Origin of the sequence: Psychrobacter sp. Ps2, from assembly GCF_022129405.1 — a bacterium.
Classification (GTDB): Bacteria; Pseudomonadota; Gammaproteobacteria; order Pseudomonadales; family Moraxellaceae; genus Psychrobacter.
Map to the genome: position 1 here is coordinate 17,370 of NZ_JADQAM010000037.1, position 17,706 is coordinate 35,075.

Below are 17,706 nucleotides of genomic sequence, written 5' to 3' on the forward strand. Positions count from 1 at the left end.
TTGCAAGTTAGAATTTCTACAGACGCTCTACTTTGCAGCGTTGAAACAAGGCACTCATGTTAGTTATTGCCGTAAAACAAAGCTGGTTTGATGAAGACAATCGGATAATCAACACGCTATCAGTAGGCATAAAAAAACCTTATAAGCTGTGACCAGCTTATAAGGTTTTGCAAAACCAGACTCTTATTTAACTTTGCTACTGAAGCTCTGAGAAAAAGACAACAGCAGCAAAAATATAAGAGATAGTTTTGATTAACGTTTTGAGAACTGTGGACGTTTACGTGCTTTACGTAGACCCAGTTTCTTACGTTCAACTTGACGTGAATCACGAGTAACAAAACCAGCTGCTTTTAGGGCAGGTTTTAAAGTTTCGTCAGCTTCGATTAATGCACGTGTGATGCCGTGGCGGATTGCGCCAGCTTGACCACTAATACCACCGCCTGCAACAGTTACATATAAGTCATATGCGTTAACAGAGTCTAGTAGTTCTAATGGCTGACGTACAACCATGCGTGAAGTTTCACGGCTGAAGTATTCGTCAAGTGGCTTACCGTTAACAACGATACTACCAGTACCTTTTGATAAAAATACACGAGCAGTAGACGTCTTGCGGCGACCAGTTCCGTAATTGCGTTCCATAAGTATATCCTTAGATGTCTAGTTCTTTAGGTTGCTGTGCAGTATGTGGATGATCAGTACCCGCATAAAGTTTCAGCTTCTTGATCATCGCATAGCCAAGAGGGCCCTTTGGAAGCATACCCTTAACTGCTTTGTGTAGAACATCTTCAGGCTTATGTGCAAGCAACTTATTGAAGTTGGTTTCTTTAATACCACCTGGGTAGCCACTGTGACGATAGTACTTTTTGTCTTGTGCTTTTTTACCCGTTACCGTGATTTTGTCAGCATTGATGACAACAATAAAGTCACCAGTATCAACGTGCGGAGTAAAAGAAGGCTTGTGCTTGCCACGTAAGCGAGTTGCGATTTGAGTGGCTAAGCGACCAAGGGTTTTGCCGTCAGCATCTACGACATACCAGTCATGGGTCACTTCAGCTGGTTTTGCACTAAGTGTTTTCATGATAAAACCTTAAAATTAGAATTCGTTGAGAGTTTAGCTGGGAACGGGGCTCTCAAAAAACAGACTGCACATTATAAGCAGTAGCGCCTACGCTTGCAAGCTGCATTGGGGTTTATTTTCGCCTTATATACATTAAACTGCAGCGTCGGCCAGTTTTTAGCGGTTCTAAACATTTGTAAAATACGTTAACGGCTTTCATTAACCCGACAATTATGACGATGATAGACGATAAAGTCCAGCAACAACTTGTCCGACTTTGGTTTGTTTCAAGCATTCAAAAGCGATTGGTTGCTGAGTGGCGCTTGATTTAGAGTCCAAATTCTCATTTAGCGACGCTTCCAATTGCTTAAGCTGTGCTGACAAATCTTTATCAGCTTCTAAATAAATTAGTGTTTCAGTATTGATTAATGCATTGGTAATAAGCGCAGTCAAAATAGGCTGCCACAAATCCTGAGCATAAGGTGGATCGATAAATACGATATCAAAAGGGCGTACAGTCAGATGCTCTTGACGCAATACTTGCTCAGCAGTGCCAGTGATGATTTGGTAAGCAGTAGACTCAAGACGTAATTGCTCAGCGCTCTGATGTAGCATGTTACTTTGTGCTGGATTGATTTCGATAAATGTCGTGTGGGCAGCGCCGCGAGATAGCGCTTCAAACCCTAGTACGCCACTGCCAGCACAGCTATCAAGTACATGAGCATCATGAATGTCAGCGAGTAGCCAGTTAAATAAAGTCTCCCGCAAGCGATCTGGGGTCGGGCGTAGGCCATCTGCATCGATGAAACTTACAATACGGCGCTTAAACTGTCCACCAATGATGCGCACATCACCCGCTGCGGCACTTTTTGCCTTACGGTTGTTCTTTGGTGCGCGTCCATTTGAGGCTTTCTTCATTATTGTGTCTCGCTTACCAATTCTTTGCTAGGTTTTACTTTACTAAGTTTTATTTCACTAGGTTTTGCTTTTTATACTATTAAGTACTTAAACATCTAGTTACTCAGACGTCGCTGCTGCCGCTTCAGCTTCCGCGGCTTCTTTTTCTTCCAATGCTTTTGCTTCTTTATCTCGAATGGCATCACGCATCGCTTTTTCAAAAGCCTTTTGGCGTTTAATGACTTTTAGCTCATCAGCAGAAGGTGGCAGCACAGGATCTGTTTTACGTTGTAATACCCAGTAGTCAAATAGAGCACGGCCAATAGGCGCTGCAACAGCACTACCACCGCCGCCATTTTCGACCAATACTGCAAGGGCAATCTGCGGGTCTTCTACTGGGGCAAAACCATTAAACCAAGCATGATCCCAGTGACGCTTATCGATTGCCGACTTGTCATAGCGTTTGCCTTGAGCGATAGACTTTACCTGTGCAGTACCTGTTTTACCAGCGATACGATAGCGTGGAGTATAGATGCCGCGGCCTGTCCCTCTTTTGACGGTGTCTTCCATAGCATCATGCATTCGTAGCCAGTCAGACGGCTTACCGTTGTAGTCTATTTTGCCATCTGGCTTAGTGATGATTTTGACGTCCGCAGCACCGTCACTGCTCTTTAATAAATGCGGGGTAATGTGCTGTCCTTTACTGGCAGTCATGGCTGTAGCATTAGCAATCTGTAGCGGCGTTGCCAAGAAATACCCTTGTCCAATACTGACCGAGATGGTTTCGCCCGGTAGCCAGTCTTTATCGTAAGTGTCTTTTTTCCATTTTGGCGATGGCATGATGCCTGATTTTTCGTTGGGCAAATCAATGCCTGTTTGTTGACCAAAACCAAAGCGTGTCATCCAATCATGTAGACGTTGTATGCCCATCTCGTAGGCCAGTTTGTAGTAATACGTATCGACCGACATCATGATGGATTTTTTGAGGTCTACCGTGCCATGACCGCCACGTTTCCAGTCACGGAATCGATGCGTATCACCAGGTAAGCTAAAATAACCAGGGTCATAGATAGTGCTGTTCCAATCGCGTAGACCATAATGAATACCGCCCAAACCTTCGAACGGTTTAATAGTAGAAGCAGGGGGGTACATCCCTTGGAGTGCGCGATTGTATAGTGGCTGATCTAAATCTTCGCGTAGATCGTCGTAGTCTTTGAAAGAAATACCCGATATGAAAGGGTTAGGGTCGTAGCTTGGATTACTAACAAATGCCAATACATCACCGTTTTTGGGATCTATCGCAACGATTGCACCGCGGCGTCCATCGAGTTGCTGCTGGGCGATGGTTTGCAGACCATAATCCAAGCTCAAGGTAATATCGTTACCCGCTATTGGCGGCTTGGTATCCAGTTGACGTAAGATATTCCCATGTGCGTCTGTCTCTACCGATTGATAACCCGGTTGACCAAGCAAAATATCTTCGTAGTAGTCTTCGATACCGATTTTACCAATCAAGTCAGTACCAGCGTAACGGTCTTTATCAATACGCTTTGACTCTTTGTCATTGATACGTCCGACATAGCCGATGACATGGGCAAACAGCTCGTCATAAGGATAAGAGCGCGTAAGCTTGCTCTGGATAGAGACCCCACGGAAGAATGGCTTTCGCTCACTAAACTGAGCCAATTGTGCTTCTGTTAAATCAATCTTAATCGTTACAGGGTCATTTTTATTTTTACTTAGACGCGCCAAGATATCAGTAATATCTGTATCGGTTAAATCAAAAATCGGCGCAAGCAGATGCAACGTACGCTCAGGATTTTCCACCTCATCAGGGCTGAGCATCGCTGTAAATACAGGCTGATTGTCTGCCAGTATTACCCCGTTACGATCATAGATATACCCACGACTAGGTGGCGCAGATATCAGTTTGATACGGTTGTTATCGGCTTGCGTTGTGTATTGATCATGAGCGTAAACTTGCAAATACCCATAACGTGTTATCAAACCGCCCAAACCAATCAATATTATAATCCCAAAGATGATAATACGATTGGTAAAGGTGCTGTTGACCTGTTCGGTATTGGGAGTTATCGGTTTATTCATAGAAGATCAGAGCCCAAACGGTCAGTGAGTCAATAAAAGAAAAATAAGAGGGCAGGTTGGTTAACCAAAGTGCGGTGAGTCTAAAAGATAATGCAAATGGTTTCAATCACATAGAAGGGTATGGTGTGAAATCGTTATGCAGTCATTTATACGCAGGTAGTCTTTGTTATTGCACTACAAATTATAACAGAACAAATGAGTAGGCGCAGTACTCAGTCATATATTTTGTCTTGATTATCTACTGACCAAGAACTGGCTTATATTTAGGTTTTTATTGGTTAACAGACGATATGAACCATGTCATCTTTAGTCACAACTTGCCGCTGGTCTATATGTGCTAATAAATGGCAAGTATGCTAAAATCAGGCGATTTATTTTATAGTAGTTATTATGGGCGGAGCGTCTTTTGAAACGTTCTCATTTTGCTAAAGTTTCGTTATCAGTAGCGACAATATTAGCAACGACAATCAACCTGTCAGGGACTAGATAAGTCATGGACGTAAATTCATTATGGCAGACGATAGCTGAACACCCAGAGTTCTTTGCCATGCTGACCATCCCACCAGTGACGGCATTCGTCACTTGGGTACATGTGTGGATGGCGCTCAAGATGCTGTTTTATCCGGTTAAGTTCTGGGGTATTCGTATTCCGAACTTCCCATTTTTTGGGCTGCCAGGTATCGGTTGGCAAGGTATTGTTCCGCGCAAAGCGGGCAAGATATCAGGAGTTATCGTTGACCAGACGCTCTCAAAACTCGGTTCGCTTGATGAGTTTTTTAAGGCGATGGAACCTGAGCAAATGGCGATATTTGTCACTGATACGGTGGACAAAAACCTTGAGCCATTGATTGATGAGATTATGCTGGATCACTCGCCAGCATTGTGGGGCAACCTTCCTTACGCCCTAAAGCGCCGTGTCTATGCGCAAGCCCATAAAGAGCTGCCCAGTATTATGCAGTCGCTTGTGACAGATTTGACTTATCATGTCGAAGACTTGGTCGATATGCGCAAAATGATTGTCAATACCATGGAAAATGATCGTCGTTTGATGGTCAATATGTTTTTAAAAGTTGGGCAAAAAGAGATCGATTTTATCTGGCACATCAGTGCTTTGATTGGTCTGGTATTTGGTATTATCCAGATGTTTATATTTTTGGTAGTGCCGCAGCATTGGACCGTACCGTTCTTTGCTGCAATTTGGGGTTTTCTCACCAATTGGATTGCCATTTGGATGGTATTTAATCCAGTAGAGCCGCACTTCATACCTTATTTGAAGCTGTTTACGGTGCAGAGTCGCTTTCCATTTATTAAACCGGTTATACCGCATATCGCAAAGTATCGTTTGCAAGGCGGCTTTATGAAGCGCCAAGAGGAAGTTTCTGAGGTTTTTGCTGAGATTGTGGTAAAGGATTTGGTCACTTTAGAAAACATCATGAATGAAATGATGTACGGTGATCGCTCAGCGCAAACGCGTGATTTGATGAAATCGCATCTATATACGGTGCTAGAGTCACCAGTGATTAGCACGACATTACGTGTGGGATTGGGTCGCCGTGATTATGGACAACTCAAAAATACCATTATTGACAAGTCTATTGTCGCAACGATGGTACCACTGCGAGATCCTGAGCTAAATGAAAGCCGAGCCAGTAAGATATTTGGTCTGTTTCGCGATAGAATACGTGCGCTCACGCCAAATGAGTTTCAGAATCTATTGCGTCCCGCTTTCCGCGAGGATGAAATGACGTTGATTGTTTTGGGCGGTTTGACTGGTTTTCTAGCAGGTTGGTTGCATTTAGTGTTAGTATTTTTCCCCTCGATGCAATAATGCATCAATAAGTATTTTTAATTAGTCATGAACGGCTATATTGAATAAGCTTTGAATAACTAAAAAATGTAAAATTAACAACAGATAAGCATTTTGTATCAATCATTCATATTGATACGTCACAATGATAGTAGCGGGTTTTATGTGCTTCTACAGCAATTGAAACCTCAGTTTTTAACCGTAAACTATGACCGCATAAAGGACTATTAGCGTTTGCCAGTGGCTAGCAATGCCATCGGTGAACCCTTAATTGTATCCAAGGTAAACAAGGTTAGACCGTATGTTAATCACAGAATTGGGTTATTTTGCCTTGCTGGCCGCTTTTATATTGGCGATTTTGCAGGTGGTACTACCAACCATTGGCGTCATGCGTGACCACGTCGCTTGGCAGCGTTTGGCGCCAAGTCTGGCATGGGCACAATTTGCGGCAATGATTACCTCATTTGCTGCGCTGATGGCAGGCTTTTATTATAACGACTTTAGTCTCGTCTATGTCACTCAGCATTCCAATACATTGCTGCCTTGGTATTACAAGCTGTCGGCGACATGGGGCGGGCATGAAGGCTCGCTGCTGCTTTGGATGACCATCATGGCCACTTGGTGTGCGCTGGTCTCTTACTTCAGCCGTGGGTTGCCGTTGTCTATGCGTGCGCGAGTGCTGGTGATACTAGCAGGCGTGCAGATGATGATGCTGGCGATGCTTATCTTTACCTCATCGCCATTTGATCGTACGTTACCCAATCTACCTGTTGATGGCGCGGATCTAAACCCTGTATTGCAAGATTTCGGTCTGATCATTCACCCGCCGATGCTTTATATGGGTTACGTGGGCATGGTTGTGCCATTTGCGTTTTGTATGGCAGCACTGTGGGAAGGGCGTTTGGATGCGGTATGGACACGCTGGTCTCGTCCATGGGCATTGGCAGCTTGGGGGTTCTTAACAGTCGGTATCGCGCTTGGCTCGTGGTGGGCTTATTATGAGCTTGGCTGGGGCGGTTGGTGGTTCTGGGATCCAGTAGAAAACGCTTCATTGATGCCGTGGTTGGCAGGGACGGCGCTACTGCATTCGCTTGCTGTCACCGAAAAACGCGGTGTATTTAAAGCATGGACAATCATGCTCGCAATTTTTGCCTTTGCGCTGAGTTTGCTTGGTACGTTCTTAGTACGTTCAGGTGTCATCACGTCAGTGCATTCGTTTGCCGCTGATCCGACGCGTGGTCTAGTGATTTTAGTTATCCTTGGTATCATCGTCGGCGGTGGTCTGCTGATGTTTGCTGTACGTGGTTGGCGTTTGACGGTCGAGAGTCAGTATCGACTTATCTCACGTGAATCATTTTTGGTAATTAATAACGTTATTATTCTCATTTCAACCTTAGTGGTACTACTTGGTACGTTATATCCTATTATTGCTGATGCCTTTAACTTAGGTCAGGTATCTGTTGGCCCTCCGTATTTCAACGCTCTATTTGTGCCGTTGACATGGCTACTACTGGTGGCGATGGGTATGGGCTCTAATATCCGCTGGAAACAAGACAGCCGCCCGTTATTGGGTGCTGGTATGGTTATCGCGGTGAGCAGTTTGGTATTGGCCGCCATTATCACCTATTTCACCAGTCCATCAGCTATACTAAATATCGGTGTCACACTGGCTGTGAGCTTTTGGGTGTTGTTATGGATGGTTGTCGATTTCAAAGACAAGACCAAAAACGCACCGAGTCGCTTAAACGGTTTACGTCAGTTGCGTCTGAGCTACTGGGGTCAGCAAACCGCTCATATTGGCGTTATCATTGCCGTTATCGGTGTGGCATTTACTACTACGTTAAGCATTGAGCGCGATGTGGCATTAGGTCCTAATGACAGTGTCAATGTGCAAGGCTATGACTTCACCGTAAAAGGCTTTAGTGAAGTAAAAGGCAGTAACTTTGACGCTACGCAAGCAGAAGTAACAGTCAGCAAAGACGGTCAAAAAGTGACCACGTTATATCCTGAAAAGCGTAACTATATTATTAGTATGATGCCGATGACAGAGGCTGCGATTGATGCCAATCTGATGCGCGATGTCTACGTAGCACTTGGTGAGCCGATTGCTGAAGATAGCAATGAATGGGCTTTCCGTATCTATGTCAAACCGCTTATCCGCTGGATATGGTTAGGTGCACTTATCATGGCGTTTGGCGCATTGCTCAGCATGCTAGACAGTCGTTACCGTATTAAAAAAACCAAAACACCTGCGCAAATCGCGGCCAAAAAATCAGGCTTTGCGACGGTTGCGGATTTGGATACGTCAGCTACAAAGATAGGGGAGCGTTAATATGACTACCTCAAACAATGAACCTGATAAAAAAGCTCAGCAAGAGGCTGTCAACGACCCTAAAGTTGCGAGCAGCAATAAAGTAAAAACTAAGAAAAAACTTAAAATTGGGTTTTTGATTCCGCTAGTTATCTTTATTGGTTTGGTCGCTATGCTCTATATGCGTTTGGGTAAACCGACTGATATCGTGACCAATACAGCGCTTGAGCGTCCAGTACCTGCCTTTGAGTTGCCATTGTTATCAGATACCAGTCGTATCATGACCAATGACAACTTGCCAGATAAGCCATTCCTCATGAATATCTGGGGCTCTTGGTGTCCAACTTGTATCATTGAGCATCCTTTTTTGATAAAGCTAGAAGAGCGCGGTGTTAACTTGGTGGGCGTAAACTACAAAGATGATATTGGGGATGCGTTAGGGTATCTGAATCGCGGTGGTGACCCGTTCTCTATGTCTATTCAAGACTTGTCAGGACAGTTCGCTCTTGACTTAGGTCTGACTGGTGCGCCTGAGACTTTCATCGTCGATGGTGATGGGATTATTCGTCAGCATATCATCGGTGAGATTAATGAGAGCAATTGGCAAAGTCGTATTACGCCTTGCTTGATGGTACTCAATGACGCTAGTAATAATGGTGTCAGTCCAGATTCGAGCCAAGTTGCGGAGGCGTGCAAATGATAGCCTACCAAATAAGAAAGGCGACCATAAAGTTAGCAAGCTTGTTTATCGCTTGTTTATTGAGTATGGCAAGCTTTGCTGCCATTGATGTCTACGATTTTGATTCTGTGCAACAAGAAGCCCAGTACCGTGGTCTTATCGAAGAGCTACGCTGTCCAAAATGTCAAAACCAGAACTTGGCAGGGTCTGATGCGCCAATTGCGCAAGACTTAAAGCAAAAAACCTACGACTTGATAAAAGATGGTCGTAGTGATGGCGAGATTCGAGCCTATATGCAAGAGCGTTATGGCGACTTTATCAGTTATAAGCCGCCAGTACGTCCTTCAACATGGATTTTATGGTTTTTCCCACCGTTATTATTGATCGTTTTATTGGTCGGTTGGTTTTGGCAAAGTAAACGCCGTCAGCTTGTCGCCAGCGGTGAGAGTGGTGTAGCAGTAGACAACCATGTCAAAGCGTTGTCTGCCGCTGAAAAAGCAGAACTTGATCGCTTATTGTCACGAGCCAATAACGATGACAAAGACGACACTATAAGCCTTGGGGGCAAAAAATGACCATATTTTCTACTGTTGGCTTATTTATTGCGCTAAGTTTACTTGTCGCTCTTTTATTGGGTGTTATCACCATTAAGCCGTGGTTAAGAGCACCGCGTTCGCATAGTAAGCCCGTGGACAATCAACTGCTGGATATCAACGTTGCTGTATTTCGTGAGCGACTATCAGAGCTGAAAACAGACAAAGATAGTGGTATCATTGATGACCATCACTATCAAAACCAGAAGCTTGAGCTTGAACGTCAGCTTTTGGATGCTCAGCGTGAAGTGTCACCGATGGTCACGCCAGGTATCAAAAGCCGATTGATTATTATGGTTTGGGTACCTGTATTAACTGCTATGGCATATCTGATGGTCGGTGATCGCACACCTGTCTTTGAGCTGTGGGCTGCTGAGGACAAAGTCGGTCAAGTGGCGGACGATCTATTAACAGGTAGAATCGATCAGCCACCTGCTTGGGCAATTGAAGATGGTAATCAACTGATTAGCGCCATGCAGACCAATGTCTATCGCCATGCAAGCGATTATAATCGCTGGATGCGCCTATCAGAGCTGTTCTTGTCATTAGAAGCGACTGATTCGGCATTAGAGGCTTTGTCGCGCGCTTATCGTCTATCACCTGATAACGAAGAGATTGCGACCACTTATGCGCAGATTAGTTTCTTTGCTAATAAGGGTCAGTTAGATGCCAATAGCCGCCGAGTGTTAGAAAACATACTGGCCAAAAACCCAGAGCATGAGGGCGCACAAATGCTTATGGCGATGGGTGAAGCCCGTGCTAGTAACTTCGATCAAGCGCAAGGCTGGATTAAACGTCTGCGTGACAGTATCGCGGCCAAACCAGGCGATCATACGCAAGCGCTATCAAGTCTAGACGAGCTTAGTGCTAATGTGGTTATGCAGCAGCAGCAAGCCTCTGAAGGCGTCGAAGTGACCGTTAAAATAAATGCTAGTCTGTTACCATTGGTAAAAGCTGACGATACGCTATTTGTAGCGATACGTGACGTGAAAGGTGGTCCACCATTTGCGGCTAAGCGTCTACCAATTAGCGATATCAAACAAGGCGAAGCAGTTATTAGCCTAAGTGATCTTGATGCTATGATGCCAGAACGTACCCTAGGATCGGCTCGTTCTGATAAAGTGCAGCTAGCGGTCATCGCTCGTATCAGTCATAGTGGCAATGCTACCGCAGAGTCAGGCGACCTTTCGGGCAATCCAGTGGTTATCAGCGCAGAACAAAATCAGGTCAACGTGGAAATCAATCAACAAGTGCCATAGTCATAGTAGTAATATAAATACCGGACGCTAATGGTATTTATTATACAGACGCTGTTGCTTAGTACGGACGCGAGCAGCAGTGTTATGATTGACTTGATTAAAAGAGATATAAAGGTAACCCAGATGTATAAATGGGCGTTTCAAACGCAGTCAATGCTGCTACTTTTTATCTTGAATTGACCATGTATGAACAGATAAGTCATGCCAACTTGTCACATCAATAATGAAAATACTTGAGCTTTGCAGGGCCACAAGGTAAGGTAGCTTTGCAAACAACTAATCCCAGAGTTTTATTAATCCCAAAATCCTATCTATTAAGGAGAGTCGTGTAATGATGCGTATTATTTTACTAGGACCACCAGGCGCCGGTAAAGGTACCCAAGCCCAGTTTATTTCTAAAGAATATGATATTCCACAGATCTCAACTGGCGACATGCTACGTGCAGCAATTAAAGAAGGTAGCGAGCTTGGCAAAAAAGCCAAAGATATCATGAATGCTGGTGGTTTGGTTTCTGATGACCTCATTATCAACCTAGTGAAAGAGCGTATCGCTAAGCCTGATTGCGTGAATGGTTGTATCTTAGATGGTTTCCCGCGCACTATTCCTCAAGCGCAAGCACTTGCAGACGCTGATGTTGCTATCGATCATGTTATCGAAATCAGCGTACCTGATGACGAAATCGTGAGCCGTTTGTCTGGCCGTCGTCAGCATCCAGGTTCAGGTCGTGTTTATCATGTCGATCACAATCCACCAAAGGTTGAAGGCATCGATGACGTCACTGGTGAAGCGCTTATCCAGCGTGAAGATGACCAAGAAGCGACTATCCGTGACCGTCTATCGACTTATCATGAGCAAACATCAGCATTGGTTGGTTTTTACCAAGACAAAGCTAAAGAAGGTGGTGATGCGCCTAACTATGACAAGTTTGATGGTACGCAAGGTATCGATGACGTTAAGCAGCAAATTTTGTCTGCACTAAAAGGCTAACTATCGAGGTTAGCTAATTGATTTAGCCAGTCGATGTAGTCATTGAAGACCCTGTTTAATAGCAGGGTTTTTTTATGGCTGATAATTTTATGCCTCATAAAACACACCCACAAAAAAGCCGCTTACTCATTATAAGTAAACGGCCCTTTATCAAATATACGACTGGTAGAGCTCATATATTCTAATTAATGCTTATGCGTTACCTTGAGCATCAACTTGTGCTTGCTGCTGGCTTTGTGCATACGCTTGATCAAAGTTCACAGGTGCTAGTAGCAATTGTGGGAAGCTACCACGCGTCACGATGTCACTGATGACTTCACGAGCATATGGGAACAACACGTTAGGGCAGTATGCGCCTAGGATTTGACCGATTTGATCTTCTGGAATGTCTTTTAGTAAGAAGATACCTGCTTGATGCACTTCAGCGATAAATGCTGCTTCTTCCGCATTTTTGGCAGTAACGCTCACAGTTAGGATGATTTGATAATGATCGTCATCTAGTTTTTCAGCGTTGCTAGACAAATTGATATCAAGCTCTGGGTTCCACTCTTTGGTGAATACGCTAGCGCCTGGGACTTCAAGTGACATGTCTTTTACGTAGATGCGTTCTAGTGCCAATTGTGGTTGTGCTTGTTCTTCAGCCATGGTAAATCCTCTAAAATTAAATCAAATGATTGGGCAAATCGTCATTTTAATAAACGTTCATTGTAATATAAATCGAGACTATTTTTTGGTATTGTCTCGATATTTTTTATTATTACTTCTTACTGCTCTATTAAAACCTGACACTGTCTATCTTTACATAAATAAAGACAGACAGTAAAGAAAGGTAGCAGATTAACCAGCCAATAGTTCGTCAAGTTTGCCTTGCTGGTTCATTTGGTTAAGCTCATCAAAACCACCGACAAAGGTTTCACCAACGAAGATTTGCGGCACAGTGCGGTAATTATTGGTTTTTTTCATCAACGCTTGGCGCTCTTCGCTGCTCATATCGTGCATGCCGATCTCTTCATAATCAACGCCTTTGGTTTTTAGTAGTTGTTTGGCGTTTGAGCAGTATGGGCAGATAGGGGTAGTGTAAACTTTTACAGATACAGTCATGGTAAATCCTTATTTATAAATTTATGGGATAGCAAACGTATTATAAAGAGCATGATAAATTAACATAGTCTCAAAGTTGGTATAGTCTGTTATCAATGAGTAAAGCAAAAATGCATTCGGTGATGCTCATTACTAAAGTGGGGATGGGCATGACAAATTCAAGCCGTTTTGGCTCAAAACGTCCTTTAGTGCTATAAAACATGATAAATAGAATATAAAAAATAAACCACAAAAAAAGACACCTGATAAAAAGGTGTCTTCTTTATAGCGTTGGTAGCGCTGATAACGTTAGTCAGGTCGCATAAACATCAGGTAAGCGATGTGTATAAACGCTTCACTTAAGCGCCCATACAGGTCTATTACTTGCTTAGACTTGGTTTTGTTTTACCTTTAGCCTTTGCTTTGGCGTCTTTTATACCAACCAATGGCATGCCAGCGCCTTGCCAGCCGCCAATACCGCCATCTAAGCGATAGACACTATCTTTACCAATCATCTGAATCGCAGCGCCTGCTTGGACGCCCATGTCGCAGATGATAATCACTGGCTGCTCAATCGCGCGAATCTCTTCTAAGCGGTCTTTAAGGTCAGTGAACGGTATGTTACGGCTGCCTTGAATATAGCCTGATTCAAACTTCTTCTTAGCGCGAATATCGATAAGTTGCGCGTTTTGAGAGTTGACCATCATGCCAAGCGTGTTAGGCGATATTTTTCTACCGCTACGTTTGTTTTCAATCGTAAAAAACAGTATAGCAAGTACGGCTAATATACCAAATAAAAACGGGTGGTTGCCCACAAATTCCAGCGCACGATCCAAACCATACCTCCAAAAAAATAAGTGTTCTATTGAGCTGAGAAGACAGCCCAATGATAGTGAACAAGGCGCTATTATACCGATAAGGCCATCTATAGTAAACGGGCGATGACGCGGGCAGTAATTGAGCGGTTATTGTACCTATCTATGGATCTTCTCAGCTTAATAAAGATATCTATTCACAAGACCGTGTTTAATTAAGGCGGTCACTAACAAGCCAAATATTAATAAGGCTTCGTATCTGCCTCTTCTCGTAGCGTAACGAGGTTTTCAACGCGGCGCTGCAATACCTCACCATCAGCTACGGCTTGCCATAGTGCGCAGCCTTTGCTGTTGTGAGTATGGCGACAGTCACGGAATTGGCAATCACCGGCCAATGGTGCTAGCTCAACGAAGCCTGAAATAATATCATCAGGGGTAAGGTGCCAAATACCATACTCACGAATCCCTGGTGTATCGACGATACCGCCTTGAATGAGGTCTTCGGGGTTGAATGGCAGCAGTCGACTGGTCGTCGTGGTGTGCTGACCGAGCTTAGAATTTTGTGAGATGATATTGACGCTCTGTCCAGAGTCAGGCAGAAGGGCATTGATTAAACTGCTTTTGCCGACGCCAGATTGACCCGCGAAGATGACCAGCTTTTTATCTATATAGCGTTTTAGTTCATCAAGGCCTTCTTGCTCATCGCTCTCAGCGATATTTTCAGGGCAGTCGACCGAAGTCAGAACACTTTCATAGCCAAGCGCGGCATACTGCGCCAGCAATTCACTGGTGTCCACGCCGTTCTCTTCTGCTAATAAATCGGCTTTGTTGAGTACCAATAGTGGTTTGACACCTGCATGATGGCATACCACGAGATAGCGATCGATCAGCGTTGGCGCGGCGGCAGGCAATGGCGCAAAAACAATAGCCAGAATATCGACATTGGCGGCAACAGGCTTGAGCTTGTGATAGCGGTCAGGACGAGAGACCAGCGATGTACGCGGTTTGACCGCTTCGATACGACCAAAGCCAGTATTAGAGTCGGCATTCCAGCGCACTTGATCGCCAGCAGCGAGCATCGGTAGATTGGTACGCACATGACAGCGCCAAATATCATTCAATTCAAGCGTTTGCCAAAACGGCTCAGGATCATCAGGTGCAATCTCTGGCTGCTCAGGTATGACAGCTGGCAGGCTAGTGACTTGTACTTCTAGTTGCTTACCGTAATGCGCCATGACCACGCCATCCATCAAACTGTCATCAATACTATCTTGATTGGACAGTTGCTGCTTGTCGATGCGACGAATCTGTTGTTTAGTCAGTTTGCGTTGCCGGATTAATGCCATGGGTTTTTGACCTATTATAAAAATATTGCTAAGTGTAGCGTGAAAATTTGCTAACATACAGCCTAAAGCGTCTGCGGCAGACAGTGGTTTTGTAATATTTTGGCTAATTGCTAAATTTTTTGAATCAATCAGTGCATTACAATGCTGCTTGAATATGAGTATTCAACCGTAATACGTTTTTTAAATTATTTTTAAAACTGTCCCAAAATTTAATGACCATAGGATATTGTATGACTACCGGTGACCATCCCAACAAGATTAAAATCAAAAATCAAGGCAAAAAAGGGCTGGTGTGGATTGATTTAGAAATGACCGGACTTGATACCTTAAACGATGAGATTATCGAGATTGCTACTGTCGTTACTGACGAAGATTTGAATGTACTTGCTGAAGGGCCGGTGTTTGCTATCAAGGTATCAGATCAAGTCTTAAATAAAATGGATGACTGGAATACCAAGCAACACGGTCAATCAGGATTGGTCGATCGTGTACGTCGTAGCACGGTGACATTGGCAGAAGCCGAAGCTGAGACTATTAAGTTTTTGAATAAGTGGGTTGATAGTGGTAAGTCGCCAATGTGCGGTAACTCTATTTGCCAAGATCGTCGATTTATGGCGCGGCAAATGCCAGAGCTTGAGCGTTTCTTCCATTATCGCAATCTTGATGTGTCGTCGATCAAAGAGCTGTGTTTCCGCTGGCGTCCTGATATCTTAAAGAACTTCGAAAAAGGTGGTAGTCATTTAGCCTTAGACGATATTCGTGATTCTATCCGTGAGCTAAAACACTACCGTCAGCATTTCTTTAAGTTAATACCTTAAAAAGCAAGCAAGCGATAAGCTATTTAAGAGTGTAGGCAAAGAATTGTAGTAAAAAAACAAAAGGGTCTGTTGATATTTCAACAGACCCTTTTGTTTTTTAGATAGGTTCAACGATCAAGTCAAACAAGCATTGTAAACTCAAACAATTCAAACTTAGCATCATTACTGCTTAAATCGTTACTACTAAAACCGTCATTTGAATGCTGGTCATCTGTCACTGCACCAATCACAGCATTGACTTTCGGCTGGCGAGTGTCTTTATCTAATAATCGCCAGTCGCCAAGCACGTAGCGCTTTTTATCATCAGTCGCCTGATGAATGTCTGGACGATGAGTATGTCCGTGTAATAATGCATCGCTAGTAGTAATGGCTTGACGTACAGCTTTATCATTCACATCCATGATATGAGCAGCTTTATGAGCATTATTCTGCTGGCTTCGTTGACGCATATTATCTGCGATGGCTAAGCGTTTTTCTAATGACTTATTAAGCAAATACCACTGAGTCAGACGGTTGCGCATAATTTTGCGAAAGAACTGATATTTTTTATCATCGGTACAGAGTGCGTCACCGTGCTCTAAGCGATAATTCTGCTGACCAATAGGCAAAGTATACGGTTCGTTGATAAGCTCACCACCGAACAGATTACAGAACGGCTGACCCAATAGAAAGTCACGATTACCGTGCATGACCAATATCTCACAGCCATTGATACGTAGCTGTTTTAGCTTTGCAATCAATGGGGTTAGCCAATGCGTTATTTGTTCGTCTTCTGACCTTTTCTCTTTTAATAGGGACAAATAGGTATCATCACCTAGCCACACCTCAAACCAATCACCCAATATAAAGAGGCGTTTGAGCACTGGCAGGGCAAGGCAGTCATCAAGCAGCGCCAAAAAAGCCTGCACTAAGGCAGGCTCCTGAGGCGATAAATGCAAATCGCTAATCAATACTTGCCGCACTTGATGAGGGCGGGTCGTGATTAAATGATTAAAACTTTGCATTTATCTTTGTCCTCGTGACTTATCGTATAGCGAGCATTAATTAGTAAATTCTACTAGAAAATACTCGCTCATTCATAGCTATTGAATGACTATTACTGAATAGCTGCTATTGAATGACTATTACTGAGTAACGATGGTTGCTGAGTTGATTACAACTGGCTCTTTTGGCACATCAGCATGCATGCCGAAACGACCCGTTGGTACGCTGCGCATTTTTTCGATAACGTCCATACCGCTGGTTACTTTGCCAAATACGGTGTAACCCCAACCTTGCATGTTTTTGCCAGAGTGGTTTAAGAAGTCATTGTCTTTTACGTTGATGAAGAACTGGCTAGTCGCTGAATGCGGATCTTGGGTACGCGCCATTGCGATAGTACCTTTATCGTTCTTTAGACCGTTGTCCGCTTCGTTTTCAATAGGCGCATTGGTTGGTTTTTCATTCATCTCAGCGTCCATTCCGCCGCCTTGAATCATGAAACCATCAATGATGCGATGGAAAATTGTACCGTCATACTGACCAGATTTTACGTAGTTCAAAAAGTTTTCTACAGTTTTTGGTGCTTTTTCTTCGTTGAGTTCGATAACGATCGCACCCATATTGGTTTCTAGTTCTACTACTGGTGGCATGTCTACCATGGGATATTCCTTTTTTGTTGCAGCGCCTTAAATGACGCTGTCAAGTGGTGGTTAAAAATTAGTGATTAAAAAGTTACGGGTAGTCTAACGGCTTTTTTATCCCGTGTCATGTATCAGGCTGTTAATGCGTTTGCGAAACCTGATAGAATAACGCAACTTTACCCATTTTTGAAAAATTTTGATAATGCGGTCGCACTATCTAAGTTTTAATATTCTTGCTTTATTTTAGGGCGTGTCTTCAATTGGATAAGCCCTAAATAATAGTTACAATACCGCATCTATTGAGTCGATGCGAGAAATACAAGTTATG

The 17,706-nt window shown here is 43.7% G+C and carries 17 protein-coding genes; 7 read left to right on the forward strand and 10 right to left on the reverse strand.

Annotated elements, in window-relative coordinates:
* Nucleotides 1-252: 252 nt before the first annotated feature.
* The 4 genes from rpsI to mrdA form a co-directional block, all read right to left on the reverse strand.
* Nucleotides 253-639 (reverse strand): 30S ribosomal protein S9, encoded by a 387-nt coding sequence (rpsI, locus tag I3254_RS03585; RefSeq protein WP_101206364.1) that lies wholly within the window; start codon nucleotides 637-639, stop codon nucleotides 253-255.
* Between the two features lie 10 nt (nucleotides 640-649).
* Nucleotides 650-1,078, reverse strand: coding sequence for a 50S ribosomal protein L13 (rplM, locus tag I3254_RS03590; RefSeq protein WP_057761004.1), 429 nt, complete (start codon nucleotides 1,076-1,078; stop codon nucleotides 650-652).
* Between the two features lie 210 nt (nucleotides 1,079-1,288).
* Complete coding sequence (rsmD, locus tag I3254_RS03595) at nucleotides 1,289-1,975, reverse strand: 16S rRNA (guanine(966)-N(2))-methyltransferase RsmD (RefSeq protein WP_238051214.1); 687 nt, start codon at nucleotides 1,973-1,975, stop codon at nucleotides 1,289-1,291.
* A 99-nt stretch (nucleotides 1,976-2,074) separates the two neighbouring features.
* On the reverse strand, nucleotides 2,075-4,060 hold the full coding sequence (gene mrdA, locus I3254_RS03600; protein WP_238051215.1) for a penicillin-binding protein 2: 1,986 nt from the start codon (nucleotides 4,058-4,060) through the stop codon (nucleotides 2,075-2,077).
* A 493-nt stretch (nucleotides 4,061-4,553) separates the two neighbouring features.
* Between mrdA and I3254_RS03605 the strand changes: the two genes are divergently transcribed.
* The 6 genes from I3254_RS03605 (at nucleotide 4,554) to adk (ending at nucleotide 11,697) form a co-directional block, all read left to right on the forward strand.
* On the forward strand, nucleotides 4,554-5,888 hold the full coding sequence (locus I3254_RS03605) for a hypothetical protein (protein ID WP_101206367.1): 1,335 nt from the start codon (nucleotides 4,554-4,556) through the stop codon (nucleotides 5,886-5,888).
* Between the two features lie 280 nt (nucleotides 5,889-6,168).
* Nucleotides 6,169-8,199, forward strand: a complete 2,031-nt coding sequence (locus tag I3254_RS03610) for a heme lyase CcmF/NrfE family subunit (protein ID WP_238051216.1) — start codon at nucleotides 6,169-6,171, stop codon at nucleotides 8,197-8,199.
* 1 nt (nucleotide 8,200) lies between these two features.
* Nucleotides 8,201-8,878, forward strand: a complete 678-nt coding sequence (locus I3254_RS03615) for a DsbE family thiol:disulfide interchange protein (RefSeq protein ID WP_238051217.1) — start codon at nucleotides 8,201-8,203, stop codon at nucleotides 8,876-8,878.
* On the forward strand, nucleotides 8,875-9,432 hold the full coding sequence (locus I3254_RS03620) for a cytochrome c-type biogenesis protein (protein WP_238051218.1): 558 nt from the start codon (nucleotides 8,875-8,877) through the stop codon (nucleotides 9,430-9,432). Before I3254_RS03615 ends, I3254_RS03620 begins: the two co-directional genes overlap by 4 nt.
* Nucleotides 9,429-10,709 carry a c-type cytochrome biogenesis protein CcmI gene (ccmI, locus tag I3254_RS03625; RefSeq protein WP_238051219.1) on the forward strand — a complete coding sequence of 427 codons (1,281 nt, stop codon included), beginning with the start codon at nucleotides 9,429-9,431 and terminating at the stop codon, nucleotides 10,707-10,709. The genes I3254_RS03620 and ccmI overlap by 4 nt, the downstream gene beginning before the upstream one ends.
* Nucleotides 10,710-11,043: 334 nt before the next feature.
* Nucleotides 11,044-11,697 carry an adenylate kinase gene (gene adk / locus I3254_RS03630; protein WP_179798483.1) on the forward strand — a complete coding sequence of 218 codons (654 nt, stop codon included), beginning with the start codon at nucleotides 11,044-11,046 and terminating at the stop codon, nucleotides 11,695-11,697.
* Between the two features lie 192 nt (nucleotides 11,698-11,889).
* On the opposite strand, the gene secB is transcribed toward adk, so the two are convergent.
* The 4 genes from secB to rsgA form a co-directional block, all read right to left on the reverse strand.
* Complete coding sequence (secB, locus tag I3254_RS03635; protein WP_057760989.1) at nucleotides 11,890-12,342, reverse strand: protein-export chaperone SecB; 453 nt, start codon at nucleotides 12,340-12,342, stop codon at nucleotides 11,890-11,892.
* Nucleotides 12,343-12,534: 192 nt separating this feature from the next.
* A complete protein-coding gene (gene grxC, locus I3254_RS03640) occupies nucleotides 12,535-12,798 on the reverse strand; it encodes a glutaredoxin 3 (RefSeq protein ID WP_021813631.1) in 264 nt (87 codons plus the stop codon).
* 359 nt (nucleotides 12,799-13,157) lie between these two features.
* Nucleotides 13,158-13,613, reverse strand: coding sequence for a rhodanese-like domain-containing protein (locus I3254_RS03645; RefSeq protein WP_238051220.1), 456 nt, complete (start codon nucleotides 13,611-13,613; stop codon nucleotides 13,158-13,160).
* 221 nt (nucleotides 13,614-13,834) lie between these two features.
* Nucleotides 13,835-14,938, reverse strand: coding sequence for a ribosome small subunit-dependent GTPase A (rsgA, locus tag I3254_RS03650; protein ID WP_238051222.1), 1,104 nt, complete (start codon nucleotides 14,936-14,938; stop codon nucleotides 13,835-13,837).
* Nucleotides 14,939-15,168: 230 nt separating this feature from the next.
* Here rsgA and orn point away from each other — a divergent pair, with 230 nt between their 5' ends.
* A complete protein-coding gene (gene orn / locus I3254_RS03655) occupies nucleotides 15,169-15,756 on the forward strand; it encodes an oligoribonuclease (protein WP_057760984.1) in 588 nt (195 codons plus the stop codon).
* A 119-nt stretch (nucleotides 15,757-15,875) separates the two neighbouring features.
* Here the strand turns inward: orn and I3254_RS03660 are convergent, their stop codons facing one another.
* Nucleotides 15,876-16,760 carry a UDP-2,3-diacylglucosamine diphosphatase gene (locus tag I3254_RS03660; protein WP_238051223.1) on the reverse strand — a complete coding sequence of 295 codons (885 nt, stop codon included), beginning with the start codon at nucleotides 16,758-16,760 and terminating at the stop codon, nucleotides 15,876-15,878.
* Between the two features lie 120 nt (nucleotides 16,761-16,880).
* On the reverse strand, nucleotides 16,881-17,396 hold the full coding sequence (locus I3254_RS03665; RefSeq protein WP_179798385.1) for a peptidylprolyl isomerase: 516 nt from the start codon (nucleotides 17,394-17,396) through the stop codon (nucleotides 16,881-16,883).
* Between the last annotated feature and the right edge of the window lie 310 nt (nucleotides 17,397-17,706).